This is a genomic window from Amphritea sp. GJ51-11 (genome assembly GCF_055808735.1).
Genome location: NZ_CM147881.1, coordinates 3,657,736 through 3,675,758, shown reverse-complemented (window position 1 = coordinate 3,675,758; position 18,023 = coordinate 3,657,736). Strand labels below are relative to the sequence as shown.

16 protein-coding genes are annotated in these 18,023 nt (G+C 46.9%); 15 read left to right on the top strand and 1 reads right to left on the bottom strand.

All coding sequences use genetic code 11. The annotated features are described in order from the left end of the window. Positions 1–51 precede the first annotated feature (51 nt). The 10 genes from tilS to rpoS all read left to right on the top strand — a co-directional run bounded on the left by tilS (position 52) and on the right by rpoS (position 10,179). Positions 52–1,371, top strand: a complete 1,320-nt coding sequence (tilS, locus tag AC0L4K_RS16500) for a tRNA lysidine(34) synthetase TilS (protein ID WP_473267227.1) — start codon at positions 52–54, stop codon at positions 1,369–1,371. Between the two features lie 66 nt (positions 1,372–1,437). After that, entirely contained in the window at positions 1,438–3,069 is a 1,632-nt protein-coding gene (locus AC0L4K_RS16495; protein WP_473267225.1) for a CTP synthase, read from the top strand. Between the two features lie 30 nt (positions 3,070–3,099). Continuing rightward, positions 3,100–4,395: a phosphopyruvate hydratase gene (gene eno / locus AC0L4K_RS16490; protein ID WP_473267224.1), complete on the top strand. Its 1,296-nt coding sequence runs from the start codon at positions 3,100–3,102 to the stop codon at positions 4,393–4,395. An 87-nt stretch (positions 4,396–4,482) separates the two neighbouring features. Beyond that, positions 4,483–4,809, top strand: a complete 327-nt coding sequence (gene ftsB, locus AC0L4K_RS16485) for a cell division protein FtsB (RefSeq protein WP_417223647.1) — start codon at positions 4,483–4,485, stop codon at positions 4,807–4,809. A gap of 5 nt (positions 4,810–4,814) precedes the next feature. Further along, positions 4,815–5,867, top strand: coding sequence for a tRNA pseudouridine(13) synthase TruD (gene truD, locus AC0L4K_RS16480; protein WP_473267223.1), 1,053 nt, complete (start codon positions 4,815–4,817; stop codon positions 5,865–5,867). Then, positions 5,867–6,616, top strand: coding sequence for a 5'/3'-nucleotidase SurE (gene surE / locus AC0L4K_RS16475; protein WP_473267221.1), 750 nt, complete (start codon positions 5,867–5,869; stop codon positions 6,614–6,616). The genes truD and surE overlap by 1 nt, the downstream gene beginning before the upstream one ends. Positions 6,617–6,642: 26 nt before the next feature. After that, entirely contained in the window at positions 6,643–7,281 is a 639-nt protein-coding gene (locus tag AC0L4K_RS16470; RefSeq protein WP_417224014.1) for a protein-L-isoaspartate(D-aspartate) O-methyltransferase, read from the top strand. A gap of 24 nt (positions 7,282–7,305) precedes the next feature. Beyond that, positions 7,306–8,244 (top strand): polyprenyl-phosphate transporter, encoded by a 939-nt coding sequence (locus AC0L4K_RS16465; protein WP_417223652.1) that lies wholly within the window; start codon positions 7,306–7,308, stop codon positions 8,242–8,244. A gap of 3 nt (positions 8,245–8,247) precedes the next feature. Continuing rightward, the gene (locus AC0L4K_RS16460; RefSeq protein ID WP_417223654.1) at positions 8,248–9,120 is read left to right on the top strand and encodes a peptidoglycan DD-metalloendopeptidase family protein; all 873 of its coding nucleotides are present in this window, start codon (positions 8,248–8,250) and stop codon (positions 9,118–9,120) included. 72 nt (positions 9,121–9,192) lie between these two features. Next, a complete protein-coding gene (gene rpoS / locus AC0L4K_RS16455) occupies positions 9,193–10,179 on the top strand; it encodes an RNA polymerase sigma factor RpoS (protein ID WP_417223656.1) in 987 nt (328 codons plus the stop codon). Positions 10,180–10,298: 119 nt separating this feature from the next. On the opposite strand, the gene mutS is transcribed toward rpoS, so the two are convergent. Then, positions 10,299–12,890 (bottom strand): DNA mismatch repair protein MutS, encoded by a 2,592-nt coding sequence (mutS, locus tag AC0L4K_RS16450; RefSeq protein WP_473267220.1) that lies wholly within the window; start codon positions 12,888–12,890, stop codon positions 10,299–10,301. A gap of 274 nt (positions 12,891–13,164) precedes the next feature. Between mutS and AC0L4K_RS16445 the strand changes: the two genes are divergently transcribed. The 5 genes from AC0L4K_RS16445 (at position 13,165) to AC0L4K_RS16425 (ending at position 18,012) form a co-directional block, all read left to right on the top strand. Next, positions 13,165–13,560, top strand: a complete 396-nt coding sequence (locus tag AC0L4K_RS16445; RefSeq protein WP_473267218.1) for a DVU3141 family protein — start codon at positions 13,165–13,167, stop codon at positions 13,558–13,560. Positions 13,561–13,625: 65 nt separating this feature from the next. Next, on the top strand, positions 13,626–15,326 hold the full coding sequence (locus AC0L4K_RS16440) for a polysaccharide biosynthesis/export family protein (RefSeq protein WP_473267217.1): 1,701 nt from the start codon (positions 13,626–13,628) through the stop codon (positions 15,324–15,326). 72 nt (positions 15,327–15,398) lie between these two features. After that, positions 15,399–16,193, top strand: a complete 795-nt coding sequence (locus tag AC0L4K_RS16435; protein ID WP_473267216.1) for an ABC transporter permease — start codon at positions 15,399–15,401, stop codon at positions 16,191–16,193. Beyond that, the gene (locus AC0L4K_RS16430; RefSeq protein WP_473267215.1) at positions 16,190–16,861 is read left to right on the top strand and encodes an ABC transporter ATP-binding protein; all 672 of its coding nucleotides are present in this window, start codon (positions 16,190–16,192) and stop codon (positions 16,859–16,861) included. The genes AC0L4K_RS16435 and AC0L4K_RS16430 overlap by 4 nt, the downstream gene beginning before the upstream one ends. 62 nt (positions 16,862–16,923) lie before the next feature. After that, positions 16,924–18,012: a KpsE/RkpR family capsule polysaccharide export protein gene (locus tag AC0L4K_RS16425; RefSeq protein WP_473267214.1), complete on the top strand. Its 1,089-nt coding sequence runs from the start codon at positions 16,924–16,926 to the stop codon at positions 18,010–18,012. Positions 18,013–18,023 lie beyond the last annotated feature (11 nt).

The following is an 18,023-nucleotide window of genomic DNA, read 5'->3' as shown; positions in this document are numbered from 1 at the left end:
CGGCGGTTTTTTTGCCTGTTAGTATGGTGAAAGGCTGGTATATAGATCGTTATGAAAGACTTACAGCGTCACTTTAATCAGCAGCTTGAAAACCATCCCCACGAGGTAAAGCGCTGGGTGATCGGTTTAAGCGGGGGGCTCGATTCGGTGGTGTTATTACACTTAGCTGCGAGAGCTTTGCCGGCCTCACAGTTATTGGTGGTGACCATTGATCATCAGTTACAAGCCCAATCAACTCAATGGACTGCCTTCTGTAGTCATTTAGCGGCTTCGCTTAATCTCCCCTTTTATCAGCAGCAGGTTATTGTCGCAGATGGTGCGAGCTTAGAGCGGGTCGCTCGCGATGCGCGTTATCAGGCTTTTGACGATATCTTACAGCCGGGTGATTGTCTGCTGCTGGCACATCATTTGGATGATCAAGCCGAAACCCTACTGTTTCGCTTCTTGCGAGGGGCAGGCGTGCGGGGGATGGCTGGAATGCCCCAGCGTCGACTGTTAGGGCAAGCAAGTTTGTTTCGGCCGTTATTGGCGGTTTCTCGCCAGACATTACATCGCTGGGCGATAGCCGAACAGTTGCAATGGGTTGAAGACCCTAGCAATAGGGATCCCTCGTTTGATCGTAATTTTCTTCGCCATCGTATTCTGCCGTTACTACACCAGCGTTGGCCTGGTTTTACTCACCGTTGGGCGGCTACAGCGGGACACATGCGTGAGTCTGAGCAATTACTGGATGATCTTGCCACATTGGATATGGCATCGGTGGCCAGCGGTGATGGGCTGGATTGCCAAGGATTAATGGGGTTGAGTCAGCGGCGGCGACATAATCTGCTGCGTTATTGGTGTCGTCGAGTGGGTGTTAGCCTCGGTGAGACGCAATTGCGAGCGGTCACGCAATTGATCAATGCCGCTGATGATCGGCAGCCGCAGCTGTCCTTTGGAGCGCTGCAGTTACGGCGGTATCAAGGAGTGCTGTTGTTGCAAGCCGCGCTTGAGGCCGTTCAGTGGGGTCATCGACCGTTGTCACTTAATGGAGTGCAGATTGCCCAAGGCTGCTTAGAGGTCAGCTGTGAATCGGGTGTGACGGGGTTGCAGTCGCTAGCGGGAGTGACGGTACGCAACCGGCGCGATGGCGATCGCTGCAGACCATTAGGGCGTGGCGGGTCGTGCTCATTGAAGAAGCTATTTCAGGAACATAAGATCCCTGCGTGGCAACGAAATAGCTGGCCGGTGTGTGTGGTCGGTGATGAGATTGTGGCGCTGCCAGGAATCTGTCTCTGCGAAGATTGGCAGAGCGAAAAAAAAGGCCATGGTTTTGCGTTGAAATGGCAGCCAACTGCATTGTCTGTTCAGGGTGATTCTGATACCCTGTAGCCCCATCTTTAGTAGCTGTTTTTTGAACAGCACGACTCACTTTTCACGACCAGATACAGGTTCCTCATGACGCGATATATTTTCGTCACAGGCGGTGTTGTTTCCTCTTTGGGGAAAGGCATTGCATCCGCTTCACTTGCAGCAATTCTTGAGGCCCGGGGGCTGAAAGTTACCATGCTGAAATTGGATCCGTATATCAACGTAGATCCCGGGACGATGAGCCCCATTCAACATGGTGAGGTATTTGTTACCGAAGATGGCGCCGAGACTGACTTGGATTTAGGTCACTACGAGCGTTTCATCCGCACGACTATGTCGAAGCGCAATAACTTTACTGCGGGGCGTGTCTATCAGCACGTGCTGCGTAAAGAGCGGCGTGGTGACTATCTTGGCGGTACGGTGCAGGTTATTCCGCATATTACCGATGAGATCAAGCGCCGTGTACTCGAAGGCTCTGGTGATGCGGATATCGCCCTGGTTGAAATCGGCGGCACGGTCGGTGATATCGAATCGTTGCCCTTTATGGAAGCGGTGCGTCAACTACGCGTTGAACTGGGTGCCCGTCGAGCCATGTTTATGCACTTGACGCTGGTGCCTTATATCGCCACAGCAGGTGAGATCAAAACAAAACCGTCTCAGCACTCGGTAAAAGAGCTGCGTTCGATCGGTATTCAGCCTGATATTCTGGTGTGTCGTTCTGATTTTGCTCTGCCGATCTCTTCGCGTCGTAAACTGTCTCTGTTTACCAATGTGGAAGAGCGTGCGGTTATCTCTCTGCCTGATGCTGATTGTATTTATAAAATCCCTCGCATGTTGAGTGAACAGAAACTGGATCAGATTGTTATTGAGCAGTTTAATCTGGAATGCCCGCCTGCGGATCTGACCGAATGGGATCGGGTCTCCGATGCGAAGCTTAATCCGCATCGTGAAGTGACTATCGCGATGGTCGGCAAGTATATGGAGCTGCTGGATGCCTATAAGTCGCTGATTGAAGCGATCTCTCATGCCGGTATTGCGCTGCGTACTAAAGTAAATATCAAATATATTGATTCTGAGCAGATCGAACGCGACGGTGTTGATTTGTTAGAAGATGTATCGGCGATTCTGGTGCCGGGTGGTTTTGGCGAACGGGGGGTCGAAGGTAAAATCGCAGCGGTTAAGTATGCTCGGGAAAACAAGGTTCCTTATCTTGGTATTTGCTTGGGTATGCAGGTGGCGGTTATTGAATATGCACGTCATGTTGCTGGCATCACTGATGCGAGCAGTACCGAGTTTGATGCAAATACCACTTCACCCTTGATCGGTCTGATCACCGAGTGGATGACAGAAGAGGGCGCGAAGGAAGTTCGCGGCTATACCGATGACTTGGGCGGCACCATGCGTTTGGGGGCTCAGATTTGTACCCTGAAAGAGGGTACAACTGCTTATCAGGCTTATGGTTCTACTGAAATTAAAGAACGTCATCGTCATCGTTATGAAGTTAACAACAATTATGTTGCTCAGCTTGAAGAGGCGGGCCTGGTTGTTTCTGGACGCTCTGTCGATGGTGAACTGGTTGAAGTTGTGGAAGCGCCGGATCATCCGTGGTTTGTTGCCTGTCAGTTCCACCCTGAATTTACCTCTACCCCAAGGGATGGCCACGGTTTATTCAGCGGCTTCATCGAGGCAGCGTTAACTTACGCAGATCTTGAAAAATAAAGAATACTTATCATTTTTGGAGTTTAGTCAATGGCACAGATTGCTGACATTAAAGCCCGTGAAGTTCTTGATTCCCGTGGTAACCCGACCGTTGAGGCCGATGTAATTTTGGCTTCCGGTATAATGGGCTCTGCCTGCGCACCTTCCGGAGCGTCTACCGGTTCCCGCGAAGCATTGGAGCTGCGTGATGGTGATAAAGGCCGTTATTTGGGTAAAGGTGTTTTGAAGGCCGTAGCGGCTGTTAATGGTGTTATCCGTGATGCGTTGATTGGTATGGATGTGACGGATCAACGTGCGTTAGATAATACGATGCTGGCGCTGGATGGCACTGAGAACAAAGAAAACCTCGGGGCGAATGCGATTCTAGCGGTTTCGCTGGCGGCGGCTAAAGCGGCTGCACTGGTTAAAGGGATGCCCCTTTATGCCCATATTGCTGAGATTAACGGTACTGCGGGTCAGTTCTCATTGCCTGTGCCAATGATGAATATCCTTAACGGTGGCGAGCACGCGGACAACAACGTCGATATTCAAGAGTTTATGGTTCAGCCGGTTAACTTTACTAAGTTCTCCGATGGCTTGCGTTGTGGTGCTGAGATCTTCCACTCTTTGAAGGCGGTCCTAAAAGCTCGAGGCCTGAGTACAGCCGTCGGTGATGAAGGTGGTTTCGCACCTAACCTTGCATCTAATGAAGAAGCACTGGTGGTTATTAAAGAAGCGATCTCTAATGCCGGTTATGAATTAGGTAAAGATGTTACCTTGGCACTGGATTGTGCAGCGTCTGAATTCTACCAAGATGGCAAATATGATCTTTCAGGGGAAGGTAAAATCTTTGATGCTGAAGGTTTTAGTGATTATTTGGCTGCACTGACCGAAAACTATCCTATCGTTTCTATCGAAGATGGTTTGGATGAGTCTGACTGGGATGGTTGGGCGTATCTGACGAAGAAGATCGGCGACAAGATTCAACTAGTCGGGGATGATCTGTTTGTTACTAACACCAAAATTCTGAGCCGGGGTATCGAGCAGAGCATCGGTAACTCAATCTTAATCAAATTCAACCAGATCGGTTCTCTGTCTGAGACACTGGATGCGATTAAGATGGCGAAGGATGCTGGCTTTACCGTGGTTATCTCCCACCGTTCCGGTGAAACAGAAGATACTACTATCGCCGATTTGGCGGTGGGTACGGCAGCCGGTCAGATTAAGACGGGTTCACTGTGTCGTTCTGATCGTGTCGCTAAGTACAACCGTTTACTGCGCATTGAAGAAGAGTTGGGTGCCGGCGCTGTTTACAACGGTTTATCTGAAATTAAAGGTCAGGGTTAACTTTTAACTGATCTGTGAAATACTAGGGGGCTTAACGCCCCCTTTTTTGACTATATAGAATATGAGTGCTGCTAGGCTGTGTTTCGTTTGAGTTTATTTCGTTCGATATCGTTACTGCTGTTGATCTGTTTGATCGGCCTGCAATATCGACTATGGTTTGGCGAAGCTAATCTCGGCGATGTGCAAGCATTACAGCAGGAGATCGAACGGCAACGGGCTGAAAATGACCTTCTGGTGAATCGTAACCATCAGTTAGATGCCGAGGTTAAAGACCTTAAGCAAGGACTGGAGGCGCTAGAAGAGCGAGCCCGAAATCAGCTGGGAATGGTGAAAGAGGGTGAGTCCTTCTTTCAATTGGTTCCCGCGTTGCCAGGTAAACCACCGGCCGATAGCGGTCAGCCACGGAACCCCTAGCGTCAATGAACTTTCCAACTGAATTAAACTATTTATACGGTGAGCCTGCCAGTCGTGCGGTTATTCGAACTGAACCTGATGATTTTAGGGTCATAGAGGATCTCTCGTTTGAGCCGGAAGGCAGTGGCGATCACGTGTTTCTTTATATCCGTAAGACTGGTGAGAATACCGATTGGGTGGCCCGTCAATTGGCGCATTTTTGTCAGGTAAGTCCGAAAGAAGTGGGCTATGCGGGCAAGAAAGATCGTCATGCGATCACCGAACAGTGGTTTAGTGTGCACTTGCCGGGTCGCTCACCGTTAACCTGGTCTCTGTTCGAGACCGATACCATTAAAGTGCTTAAAGCGGTAAAGCATACCCGAAAGCTGCGATTGGGTAGCCTGACGGGTAATCGTTTTCAGATACGTTTACGTCAAGTGATTGAGCCTGCCGCTTTGCTGCGTCGTGCTGAAGAGATTCGTGCGGGCGTGCCAAACTATTTTGGTGAGCAGCGCTTTGGTCACCACGGCGGCAACCTGACTAAAGGCGCGCTGCTGATCGCGGGTAAGTTGAAAGAGCGGCAGCGGCATAAAAAAGGTCTCTATATCTCAGCTGTTCGTTCATTTATGTTTAATCAATTGGTGTCGCAGCGTATTGGGCAGTCTGTTTTTGCGCAGCCAATGCCTGGCGATGTGCTGATGATCAATGGTAGTCAAAGCTGTTTTCCCTTTGACGCTGAAGATGCAACGATCTTGAGCCGTTTAGAGTCGGGTGATCTGCATCTTACTGCGGCGATGTGGGGTCGAGGTCGGTCAATTTGTAGCGCCGATGCGGCCGCTTGGGAAGTTGAACAGCTTAAACCTTGGCAGGAACAGCTTGAAGGGCTGGAGCGTTTAGGTTTGAATCAAGAGCGGCGCTCAACTCGTTTGATGCCGGGTCATCTAGAGGTTGAGCAAGAGGCTGAAGATCAATTCTTGTTGGCTTTTGATCTGCCAGCAGGAAGTTTTGCAACCAGCGTGTTGCGTGAGTTGGCGCAGGTTGTGTCGGCATCGGGTCAACCCGAGCCAGAGGCAGAATAATGAGATTATTATTATCGAATGATGACGGTGTTTACGCGCCGGGACTGGAAGCGCTGGCGAGAATACTAGCGCAAGATGCCGAGATCGTTGTGGTTGCTCCGGATCGCAACCGAAGCGGTGCGAGTAACTCCTTGACGCTGGATCGCCCGCTTGAGTCACATCGTCATCAAAACGGCTTTGTTGGTATTAACGGCACGCCGACGGATTGCGTCCACCTAGGAATGGGTGGGATTTACAGTGAGCGCCCCGATATGGTGATTTCCGGGATTAATTGCGGCTGTAATCTAGGTGACGATGTGATCTATTCCGGCACGGTTGCAGCCGCGATGGAGGGGCGGCATCTGCATCTACCTCCTATTGCAGTGTCGTTGGAGGGGAGTAACCCAGTACATTACGATACTGCCGCAGAGGTGGTGCGTAAGCTTATTAACGATATCCCGGGGTTGGTGTTGGCGCCACGAACGGTACTGAATGTTAATGTTCCTGATCTACCGCTAGATCAGCTAAAAGGCATTCATGTAACCCGTTTAGGTCATCGGGTGATGGCGGATGCGCCGGTTGAGTCCCTTGATCCGCGAGGCAAACAGCGCTTCTGGATTGCGGGTGCCGGTGCTGCGGCAGATTGTGGTCCAGGTACCGATTTTTTTGCCGTTAAGTCCGGTTATGTTTCGATAACCCCCCTAAATATTGATATGACACAGTATTCCAGCATGGATAATCTGGGTAATTGGTTAGAGGATGCAGAGTGAATAAGTTGCAGTTGCAGGGGATTGGGATGACGTCCCAGCGCACCCGCAGCAGGCTGGTACAGCGGCTGAAAGATCAGGGGATCTCTGATCAGCAAGTATTGGATGTAATGGGTAATACCCCACGGCATATTTTTATTGATGAAGCGCTGTCTCATCGCGCTTATGAAGACACTGCGTTACCGATCGGTTTTAATCAAACGATATCGCAACCTTATATTGTTGCGCGAATGACTGAGATCTTATTGGCCGATGGTCCCCGTGAACGAGTACTCGAAGTGGGTACTGGGTCGGGTTATCAGACCACGGTTCTGGCACAATTGGTTGATAAAGTATTTAGTGTTGAGCGTATTAAGCCTTTGCAGGAGAAAGCGCGACAGCGTTTTTCGTTACTGAAAATACGCAATGTGTCTTTAAAACACAGTGATGGTGGTATGGGGTGGGCTGAGCGTGGGCCGTTCGATGGCATTATGGTCACGGCCGCACCGGAAGAAGTACCGCCCGAATTGTTAATACAGTTAGCGGTGGGTGGACGTTTGGTTATTCCGGTGGGTGGCACACAGAATCAGCAACTTAAATTAGTTATTAGGGTCTCAGAAACAGACTATGAAACCTCGGTACTCGAAGGGGTTAAATTTGTGCCTCTCTTGAGTGGCACTGTACGCTAGCCGACGATTGTTACGGAATATTACATGAACACAACGCGTACAACGCGAGAATATTTAGGGCTGTTTTTTAAAGGTGCCATGATGGGGGCAGCCGATGTTGTGCCAGGGGTATCGGGTGGCACTATTGCTTTTATCACTGGCATCTATGAAGAGCTAATCAATACCATTAAAGGGTTTAATCCTGCGGCGCTTAAAGTGCTCTTTAAGCAGGGCCCCGCGGCGTTTTGGCGACAGGTGAACGGCAGCTTTTTGTTAGTACTACTAGCGGGTATTGTGACTAGCATTGCGACCATTGCGGGTGGTGTACTGTTTTTGCTGAGCAATTATCCGATTTTGTTGTGGTCGTTCTTTTTTGGTTTAATCCTAGCATCGGTGTGGCTGGTGATGAGTCATATTGAAAAATGGGATATGAATTTAGTTTCGAGTTTTATTATCGGTTCTATCATTGCCTATTGGGTCACTAGTATTGCGCCTGTGAGTGTTGAGCCAACCGCGATGATGGTCTTTATCTCCGGCGCTATTGCTATTTGTGCGATGATTTTACCGGGCATCTCGGGTAGTTTTATTTTACTTCTGCTGGGTATGTATGCACATATTTTAGCGGCGGTTAAAGGCGTTGATCTCGAACTCATCGGCTTGTTTATGCTCGGCTGTATCGTGGGTATTATGAGTTTTTCCCGCGTGCTAAGCTGGATGTTCAGTCATCACCACCAAGTTACGTTGGCGCTTTTGGCTGGTTTTATGCTTGGCTCATTGAATAAAGTGTGGCCGTGGAAATATACCCTCTCCTATACCATTAATCGGCATGGTGAGCAGGTGCCGCTGTTGCAAGATAATTTGTTGCCGTGGCACTTTGAGAGTATCACCGGTCAGCCGTCGTTTTTGCTTTGGGCGTTTGGGTTGACGCTAGTGGGCGTTGCAATTGTGGTAGTCATGGAGCGCTTTCAGGCCGCTAAGGAATAGATTATGGTGAGAGCTCCTGCAGAGACCTTAATAACGACGGCACTGTTGTTCGTTGTTTTGATGGTGTCTGCCTGTAGCTCTACCAGCGTCTATACTCCGGTTGATGAACGTTCTATCGGTGGTCGCCAAGCGGTTAAGGTAGTCAGTAGTCAGTCACCGGATCAGTACCGTGTCCGCCGAGGTGATACGCTTTACTCCATCGCCTTTCGTTACGGTCTCGATTTCAGAGAATTAGCGCGCCATAACAATATTAGTAATCGCTATAAGATTTATCCCGGCCAAGTGCTCTCACTTAAGGCTAGCCCGGACCAACCCCAAGCCAAGCCCGTTACTGCTTCATCTCCTAAGAAAAAAACGAAGTCGAGTGTTAAAACGGCATCGGTTGTTGCCGCTAAGCCGGTTAAGCCAGCGGTGGTTAAAAAGACAGCAGCCCCCGCGCCCTCTGCAAAACCAAAAGTGACGCCAGCGGTCAAACTCTCACCTCAACCAGTGACGGCGCGTGCGCTAAAGTGGCGTTGGCCCGCATCGGGCCAGATTATTCAGCGTTTCAGCAATAAAGGTAAAGTAAACAAAGGTATCAATTTTGCTGGTCGTAAAGGTGAGCCTGTTTTTGCGGCAGAATCGGGCAAGGTGGTGTATGCCGGTAGTGGTTTGTTAGGCTATGGAAATCTTGTCATTATCCATCACAATCAGAAATTTCTGAGTGCGTATGCGCATAACAGTCGCATTCTTGTGAAAGAAAATGATAAGGTGAAAATAGGTGACAAAATTGCCGAAATTGGTAATAGTGGAGCTGCCCGAACAATGCTGCATTTTGAGATCCGCAGAGATGGCCAACCTGTTGATCCAATGTTGTATCTGCCGCGTAAAAGATGAGCACTTAATCGATTATCACTAAGCAGTAACTAATAAAAAGCAATAATAACTAAGTTACTCGGGATTAACACAATGGTAAATGTAGAGAATAATGAGCAGGGGCTAGATGCAGTTTCAGTTGATGTAGAAGAAACAGATCTGGCTAAAACTAAGGACGAACCTAAATTCCTCAATAGCGGACGGGGCAAAGGGAGTATGGCCCACAACGATCTGCTAAGTGCTAAAACCCTCGATGCAACCCAGTTGTATCTCAACGAGATTGGCTTTTCTCCGTTGCTTACCGCCGAAGAAGAGGTGTATTTTTCTCGGCTATCCTTGAAAGGGGATGAGCCCTCTCGCAAGCGGATGATTGAAAGTAATTTACGTCTGGTTGTGAAAATTGCCCGACGTTATATCAATCGTGGGCTTACACTGCTTGATTTAATCGAAGAGGGAAATCTCGGCTTGATCCGTGCGGTGGAAAAATTCGACCCAGAGCGAGGCTTCCGTTTTTCTACCTATGCAACTTGGTGGATAAGACAAACGATTGAACGGGCTATTATGAACCAGACCCGAACTATCCGTTTGCCGATTCATGTGGTGAAAGAGCTAAATGTGTATCTACGAGCAGCCCGTGAGTTGGCTCAGAAGCTCGATCACGAACCCACCGTTGAAGAGATAGCCGCTGCCGTAGATAAACCTGTTGCGAACGTCGAGAAGATGTTTGGTCTGAACGAGCGAGTGACTTCAATTGATGTACCTGTAGGTAAAGATTCCGACAAGATGCTGTTGGATACCATTGCCGATGAGGAATCTTCCGACCCTGAAACATTGCTGCAGAAATCTAATATCAGCGGTAACTTGGAAGGCTGGCTTGGTATGTTGCCGGAAAAGCATTCGGAAGTGTTATCTCGTCGATTTGGCCTTCGGGGCTACGAGATGAGCACCTTAGAAGAAGTCGGTAAAGAGATCGGTTTGACCCGTGAGCGGGTGAGACAGATACAGGTTGAAGCATTGCGTAAGTTACGTGAGATAGTCGAGCGTAATGGACTGTGCGGAGAAGACTTGCTGAAAAGTTAGTCCAGTGTTGTTGTTAACATAATAAAAAACCGAACATCGATATGTTCGGTTTTTTTGTTTTAAGGCTTAGCTTTAGGGTTTAATTTAACGTTTAGCTTCGGCTGAGTGTCGGCTTTATTTTAGCTGCGTTCGGCTTCTTTTTTCAGCGTATAGAGTAGTTCTAGCGCCTGTCGCGGGGTTAGATTATCCGGCTCCAATGACTTGAGTTGCGTTAGCGCTGGATGAGGCCGTGGCGCAACAAACAGATCGTCTTGCACCGGTGGGGGTTGGCGGCGTTGCTCTGTCTGTCCGGTGTCCTCTTCGAGTTGAATCAGTTTTTGGCGAGCACGGCTAATGACATTCGCCGGAACACCGGCTAATTGTGCGACCTGTAGACCATAGCTCTGGCTGGCAGGGCCTTCCTGAACCTCATGCATAAAGACAATATGATCCTGATGCTCCATGGCTGTCAGGTGGACATTGAAAACCCCTTGGCAGATTTCTGGTAGTACTGTTAGCTCAAAGTAATGGGTGGCGAACAGGGTCATTGCTTTGACTTCATTGGCGAGGTATTCCGCAGCTGACCAGGCCAGTGAAAGCCCATCGAAGGTGCTAGTGCCACGACCAACTTCATCCATTAAAACTAAGCTACGTTCAGTGGCATTATGCAGAATATTGGCAGTTTCGGTCATCTCGACCATAAAGGTCGACCGTCCGCCAGCAAGGTCGTCTGACGAACCCATGCGGGTGAAGATTCGATCAACGAGGCCAATGGTGGCGGATTGCGCTGGTACATAGCTGCCGATATGGGCCAGTAATGTGACCAGTGCAGCTTGGCGCATGTAGGTCGATTTACCGCCCATGTTTGGACCGGTGATAATCAACATTTGCCGTTCCGGTGATAGGCTCAGGTTGTTGGCGACAAACGGGTCGTCGAGCACATCTTCAACCACCGGGTGGCGGCCTCCGGATACTTCAATTTGGGGATCATCTGTCAGTATGGGGGCAACATAGTCTAGGGTGTCGGCACGTTCCGCTAGGTTGCAGAGCACATCTAACTCGGCCAGCGCTGCAGCACTGTCTTGTAGTTCCGCTAAAGGCTCTGCAAGGGTTTCGATAAGCGCTTCGTAGAGTGATTTTTCCCGGCTCAGGGCCCGGCTTTTTGCACTTAGGGCCTTGTCTTCGAAGGTTTTCAGTTCGGGGGTAATATAGCGTTCGGCATTTTTGAGTGTTTGACGACGAATATAATCCGCCGGTACTTCGGCTTTTTGCGCCTTGCCGATCTCAATGAAGTAGCCGTGTACTCGGTTGTAACCCACTTTTAGCGTGCTGATGCCGGTGCGTTCTCGTTCGCGGGTCTCCAGTTGTACTAGATAGTCCCCGGCGTTTTCACTGAGCCCTCGTAGTTCATCTAGTTCGGCATCATAGCCGGTCGCGATCACGCCACCATCGCGGATCACCACCGGAGGGTTTTCAATAACGGCTTTGTTCAGTAACTCGCAAAGTTCAGGGAAGGTGCTAATGGTTTCCGCTAGATTCTTGAGCAGTACGGGTTTGGTTGTCGCCAAGTGATCCTGTATCTTGGGTAGTACTTGGAAAGCGCTCTTTAATCTTTCAAGGTCGCGAGGACGTGCGGAGCGCAGTGCAACTCGTGCCAATACCCGTTCAATATCACCGATCTGCTTAAGGGCTGGCGATATCTGTTCAAAATGATAATCGCTGATCAGCCATTGTAATGCTGCCTGTCGCGATTGCAGGGTGTTGCGACAGCGCAGTGGGCGATTAAGCCAGCGATGCAACATCCGGCTCCCCATGGCGGTCGCGGTTTTATCAATGACTGAGGCGAGGGTGTTATCTCGACCGCCTGCTAGATTTTGATCAATTTCAAGATTTTTACGAGTGGCGGCATCGAGGATTACGCTTTCATCGCGCTGTTCCAAAATTAGCCGGCGAATATGAGGCAGTGCAGTTCGCTGGGTGTCTTTGGCGTATTGTAGAAGACAGCCCGCCGCGCCGAGTGCTACCGGTAGGTGGTCGCAGCCAAAGCCACTGAGGTCTTTGGTCTGAAATTGCTGACAAAGCAACCGTTCAGCGGTTTCACGTTCGAAATTCCACGGTGCTTGGGGCCGTAATCCGCGATAGCTTTGCAGTTGTTCAGCAAGATTATGGCCATCATTAAATAAAATTTCGGCGGGTTTGATCCGTTCGAGCTCACCGTGAAGCGCTTCTTCATCGTTTATTTCTAGCAAACTAAACCGACCGGTGCTGATATCAACGATGGCAATACCGTAACCTTGTAGATCGGTATTGACGGCGATCAGCAGGCTGTCGCGGCGTTCATCTAGCAAGGCTTCGTCACTGAGTGTGCCTGGCGTAACAATACGCATGACTTTGCGTTCGACCGGCCCTTTACTAGTCGCTGGATCCCCGACCTGTTCACAAATAGCGACTGATTCACCGGCCCGGACGATCTTAGCGATATAACCATCGGCAGAATGATAAGGAATGCCGGCCATTGGAATAGGGTCGCCTGCTGATTTACCCCGTGCTGTCAGAGAAATATCAAGTAATTGTGAGGCTTTTTTAGCGTCATCAAAGAACAGCTCATAAAAATCCCCCATGCGATAGAACACCAGTTGATCAGGATGTTCAGCCTTAATCTTAAGGTATTGCTGCATCATGGGGGTGTGTTCAGGTTTGCTTGATTTAGATACTTCGGCTTTTTTTGACATATGGGTTTATGTTTTCTATCTGAGGCAGGGAGGTTCTGAACTATCGTTCTTGTCTATTAGTGAACGCAACTAGATATTCTGCATATTCTATCAAAGAAACAAGGCTATGCTGAGATAGATTGAGTGTTTATTTGTTGGCAATTGGTTCGTCCTACAGCGTTTGCTAACACCAACTATTTTTAGCTGACTACCCGTCAGAGTGCGAATGAAAATATAGTCGAGTAGATAGGGTATGTATAATGTTGGTATGATTGTGTTGTATGATAGATAGGATATGAATATTGTTATGGATAGCCGTTTAATGAAGCTGAATACAACCTCTATAGTTAAGACTGCATCAGTATTTTTCCTAGTCTCATTGTTAGCAGCATGCTCATCTCAATCTGTGAAACTGACGCAGGCTGACTCATCTCTTTTTACGAGCAATAATACGGGTAGTGCTTTGCCTGTTGAAGTTAGTGGTATCCTGACAGAAAGCCCACAAGACTTATCATTGGTTATTCCTAGTGGTCCGTTGATGGGGAAGAGCTTATCAGTTGGTTCGACCTATTTTGCGGCTAGTGGACGGCAGTGTCGTAAAGCTGATCTTATAGATCGTAATATAGAAGAGCGCTATGTCGCTTGTCTGAGCGAGTCAGGTAAGTGGGTGCTTATTCAGGCAAACATCTGAATAGGTTAAGACTTTATCCATATTAAAATGCCGCCATCAGTTAGAATGTTAAATGGAACCTTTGCATGAATTTTTTCAGTAGTTACTCCGCCGTTAAGAAAAGCATAATCATCGGGATCTCATTATTGTTTTGCAGTGTTGCAAATGCAGCGATCGAAAGTGCTGGAGATCTCGATGCCGCTGTCCAGCAGTCTCTGGGTAATGGTGCTGATATACAGCAGAGTATTGATTGGAAGTCGGGAACGTATGGTCAACTTGGTGATGCTGTAGCTAATAACGAAAAAATTCGCCCTTTCGGAAGTCAGTTATTCGATGGTGGTTTTAGTGGTCTAAGATCAGATGGTTTGAATTCAGATTATAAAATTACACCGGGTGATCAAGTTGTTCTGCGTATATGGGGCGCTATAGAAATGGAACGGGTTTTGCCCGTTGATGCCCGAGGTAATGTCTTTATTCCGACAATAGGGCCAGTAAAAGTACAAGGCTTAAGTCATAAAGATTTAGATACCCGTATCCGGGGGGCTGTTCGTTCAATCTATCCAGAAAATGTGAACGTTTATACTCAAGTTCAAGGCGTTCAACCCGTTGGAGTATTTGTTACTGGTTTTGTCACTCGCCCTGGTCGTTATGCCGGCACTCCGAATGATTCTGCTATCTACTTCCTTAATCAAGCAGGAGGTATCGATGATAATATGGGAACATATCGTGCTGTTAGAGTCCTTAGGCGCGGAAAAGTTATTGAAACCATAGATCTCTATGATTTTTTATTGAATGGGCAGATGGCTCGGCCACAGTTCAAGGATGGTGATACTTTAGTTGTTGGTGAGCGACAGGCCTCCGTCATTGTTAGTGGTGATGTTGAGCGTTCATATCGGTATGAACTGGAACCGGATGAAATGTTTGGGAGTTCATTGATCAACCTGGCGCATATGAAAGCAGGCGTTTCCCATGCATTGTTACGAGGAGATCGAGATAGCGGCCCATTGACAGGCTACTTGTCTCTCGATGACTTTTTAGGTCAGCCGCTTAGAAATGGCGATGAAATTATTCTGAGTATCGATAAACGTTATGACACTATTGTCGTTGAGATTGAAGGTAGCTTTTATGGGCCCTCTCGTTACTCATTGCCGCGCGATATAATGCTACAGGATTTTCTAGATTCGATTGCAGTACCAAAAAGCATTACTGATACAACCAGCATTTCCATGCGTCGTGAAAGTGTTGCATTGCGTCAAAAAGAGTCTCTACAAGAGAGTTTGAAAAGATTAGAAGCTACTTATTTAGGCGCTTCATCCTCAACGAATGAGGAAGCAAGTATCCGGGTTCAGGAAGCGGAGCTGATAACTAAATTTATTGCTAGAGCATCAAAAGCTGAGCCGAGCGGCCGGCTGGTAGTCGCATCCAATGATCATATCGCTAATATCCGTTTGCAGGATGGCGATATAATTACTATCCCCGAAAAATCAGACTCTCTATTGATTAGTGGCGAAGTGCTTGTGCCACAATCAGTTGTGTATGAGCAGGGAAAAAATGTGGGTGATTATATTAAAGGGGCCGGTGGTTATACTCAGCACGCAGATGAATCGAAAGTTCTAATTGTAAGAAAGAATGGTGAGGTTAGGGCGGCTGCTGATGTTGCACTTAAAGCCGGTGATGAAATCTTAGTGCTGCCTGAGGTTCCAACTAAAAACCTACAACTAGCCACGAGTATTTCTCAAATTATTTACCAAATCGCAATAGCGGCTAGAGTGGCCACAGATTTATAGTAAGTGGATTAGTAACTTTAGTATTGTTACTGCAACCAATGATTATTATTAGAATGAAAGATTTGATGGAGTATGTCTGTGTTATCGCCCCGTAACTCTTGGCAAGTAACACGAGCAGTCTGGTATGCGTTGTTTATGCGTGAAGCTTTGGCTAAAACAACTCAAGACAGGTTTGCTTGGTTCTGGATGCTAGTCGAGCCTATTGCGATGATTGCAGTAATGATTGGAATTCGAACTGTGCTAATGAAGGGTCAGCATATTTCTGGAGCTGGCCTTATACCTTGGATGTTGCTTGGATTACTCGGTTTTTATCTCTTTAGAGATGGTCTTCAACGCTCATTGGGAGCGATTCAGGCTTATAAAGGGTTGTTTGCTTACCGGCAGGTTAAGTCCATCGACCCTGTACTAATAAGGTGCTTTCTTGATGGGATGATTCAATCATTTATCTTTATTGCCTTTATCCTGATCGCTGTATTAGTAGGCATGGATTTTATAGCTGTTGAACCACTATATGCTTTATTTAGTTGGCTCTCTTTGTGGGGGCTTGGTTTAGGCGCTGCTTTAACTTTTTCTGCTATGTCAGAATTAATACCCGAGGTCGGTAGAGTTATAAGGATTACAACATTGCCCCTGTTGATTATTTCAGGTGTTATTTTTCCTTTAAATTATTTGCCTTTTTGGCTTCAAGAGTTCTTGCTTTTGAATCCGGTTGTTCATGGGTTAGAGTTTCTTCGTATGAGCTTTTTTGAAAACTATCATCATTTGAAAGGTGTTAGTTGGGGGTATCTATGGTTTTGGAATTTAAGTTTGATTTCTTTAGGTTTAATGTTACATATTCGTTTTGAAGCGAGACTTAAAGCGCAATGATTAGTATTCGTAACCTTTATAAACGCTATCATAACCATCATGGTGGTGATTGGGTGCTTAAAAATGTGAATATCGATATACCTAACGGAATTAGTGTCGGATTGATCGGTCGTAATGGTGCTGGAAAGTCCACATTGTTAAGATTAATTGGTGGTATGGATAGCCCTGATCGCGGGGAAATTATTCGTGACAGTAGTGTATCTTGGCCAATCGGTTTGACGGGCGGTTTTCAAGGATCAATGACAGGCCGACAAAATGTCAAGTTTGTCGCTCGCATTCATGGTGGTAATAAACATCTGAATGAAATTATTGAGAGTGTCGAAAGCTTTGCAGAGATTGGTAAAGCATTTGATGATCCAGTTAAAACTTATTCATCGGGCATGCGAGCTCGGCTAGCATTTGGTCTTTCATTAGCCTTTGATTTTGATGTTTTTTTGTCAGATGAAGCGACTTCAGTAGGCGACCAAGTATTTCGTCGTAAGGCAGCCAAGGCTTTTAAAGATAAAGTAGGGCAAGCTAGTTTAATAATGGTTTCCCATGGGGAAGGCATACTAAAAGAGTTATGTCAGGCAGGTATTCTTATCGATAAAGGGCAAGTTGTTTGGTTTGATGATATCAATGATGCATTAGATGAATATCATGCTAAAAATGAACCGCCGAAACGCTAAGTTATTGATGATTGGTTTTAAATAAATTCTAATTCAACAAAGTTGGTACAGGATAAACGTTGATGAAACATAAAATAATGAAAAACCCAGTGTGGACAATGTGTGGGCTTTTCATTGCATTATCTGCTTTGTATTGGGGGATATTAGCAAGTGACCGATATGTTTCAGAAACTAATGTCGTACTTGAAAGTCCTCAGATAACAATTCCTTCGATGGATGTTAGTTCGTTGTTAGGCGGCAGCAGTGGAGAGAGCGGTGATATGCTGCTGCTTAGGGATTATTTGTTATCTGTTGATATGCTTAAAAAAATCGATTCTTTAGTCGGTTTTCGTGAACATTATGCTGCATCAGATATCGATTTTATTTCTAATCTCGGTGATGTGAATCTTCCTATAGAAGATTTACATGAATATTATTTAAAAAGAATATCAGTTGAGCTTGATGAGTATGCCAATGTTTTGCGTATTAAGGTCGAAGCGTTTACTCCTGAGATGGCACATAAGATTGCCAGTCTTCTGCTCGAAGAGGGAGAAAAACATATGAACTTATTGGGTAAGCGCTTAGCTGAAGAGCAAGTTAAATTTTTAGAGCAACAAGTTAGCACATTGAATGATAGCTTTAATACGGTAAGAGGAGAACTGATAGAGTACCAGAACAAAAATGGGCTAATTTCACCTTCAGGAACGGTTGAAAGTATTAGTGCCGTTGTCGCAAGCCTAGAAGGAAAACTATCAAATTTACAAGCAGAGAAAACAATGCTCACTAGCTATCAAAGTAGTAATTCTCCTGCAATGGTTAAAGTTGAAAATGAGATAAATGCGGTTAGTCATCAAATCAATGAAGAAAAAAGCAGAATGGCTCAGCAATCAGGAAATGCCCTGAATACTGTCACAGCAGAATATCAAACACTAGAGTTGAAAGTGCAATTTGCTCTTGATAGTTACTCCGGCGCCCTCGCTGCTCTTCAAAGTACCCGTATTGAAGCCGCAAGAAAGCTAAAGCAAGTCTCCGTTTTGCAAAGCCCAACCTATCCAGAGTATCCTTTAGAACCTCAACGTTTTCATACAATTATTGTCTATAGTTTATTGGCACTATTTGTGGCTCTAATTGCTCAAATGTTATTGCTAATTATTAAAGATCATCGTGATTAATGTTTTTGATA

Coding starts and splice junctions, on each gene's coding strand:
- surE (WP_473267221.1), top strand. CDS start 5,867: ATGAGATTATTATTATCGAATGATGACGGTGTTTACGCGCCGGGACTG.
- AC0L4K_RS16440 (WP_473267217.1), top strand. CDS start 13,626: ATGAATTTTTTCAGTAGTTACTCCGCCGTTAAGAAAAGCATAATCATC.
- AC0L4K_RS16460 (WP_417223654.1), top strand. CDS start 8,248: ATGGTGAGAGCTCCTGCAGAGACCTTAATAACGACGGCACTGTTGTTC.
- mutS (WP_473267220.1), bottom strand. CDS start 12,890: ATGTCAAAAAAAGCCGAAGTATCTAAATCAAGCAAACCTGAACACACC.
- rpoS (WP_417223656.1), top strand. CDS start 9,193: ATGGTAAATGTAGAGAATAATGAGCAGGGGCTAGATGCAGTTTCAGTT.
- eno (WP_473267224.1), top strand. CDS start 3,100: ATGGCACAGATTGCTGACATTAAAGCCCGTGAAGTTCTTGATTCCCGT.
- AC0L4K_RS16445 (WP_473267218.1), top strand. CDS start 13,165: ATGAATATTGTTATGGATAGCCGTTTAATGAAGCTGAATACAACCTCT.
- truD (WP_473267223.1), top strand. CDS start 4,815: ATGAACTTTCCAACTGAATTAAACTATTTATACGGTGAGCCTGCCAGT.
- tilS (WP_473267227.1), top strand. CDS start 52: ATGAAAGACTTACAGCGTCACTTTAATCAGCAGCTTGAAAACCATCCC.
- AC0L4K_RS16465 (WP_417223652.1), top strand. CDS start 7,306: ATGAACACAACGCGTACAACGCGAGAATATTTAGGGCTGTTTTTTAAA.
- AC0L4K_RS16495 (WP_473267225.1), top strand. CDS start 1,438: ATGACGCGATATATTTTCGTCACAGGCGGTGTTGTTTCCTCTTTGGGG.
- AC0L4K_RS16425 (WP_473267214.1), top strand. CDS start 16,924: ATGAAACATAAAATAATGAAAAACCCAGTGTGGACAATGTGTGGGCTT.
- AC0L4K_RS16435 (WP_473267216.1), top strand. CDS start 15,399: ATGTCTGTGTTATCGCCCCGTAACTCTTGGCAAGTAACACGAGCAGTC.
- AC0L4K_RS16430 (WP_473267215.1), top strand. CDS start 16,190: ATGATTAGTATTCGTAACCTTTATAAACGCTATCATAACCATCATGGT.
- AC0L4K_RS16470 (WP_417224014.1), top strand. CDS start 6,643: ATGACGTCCCAGCGCACCCGCAGCAGGCTGGTACAGCGGCTGAAAGAT.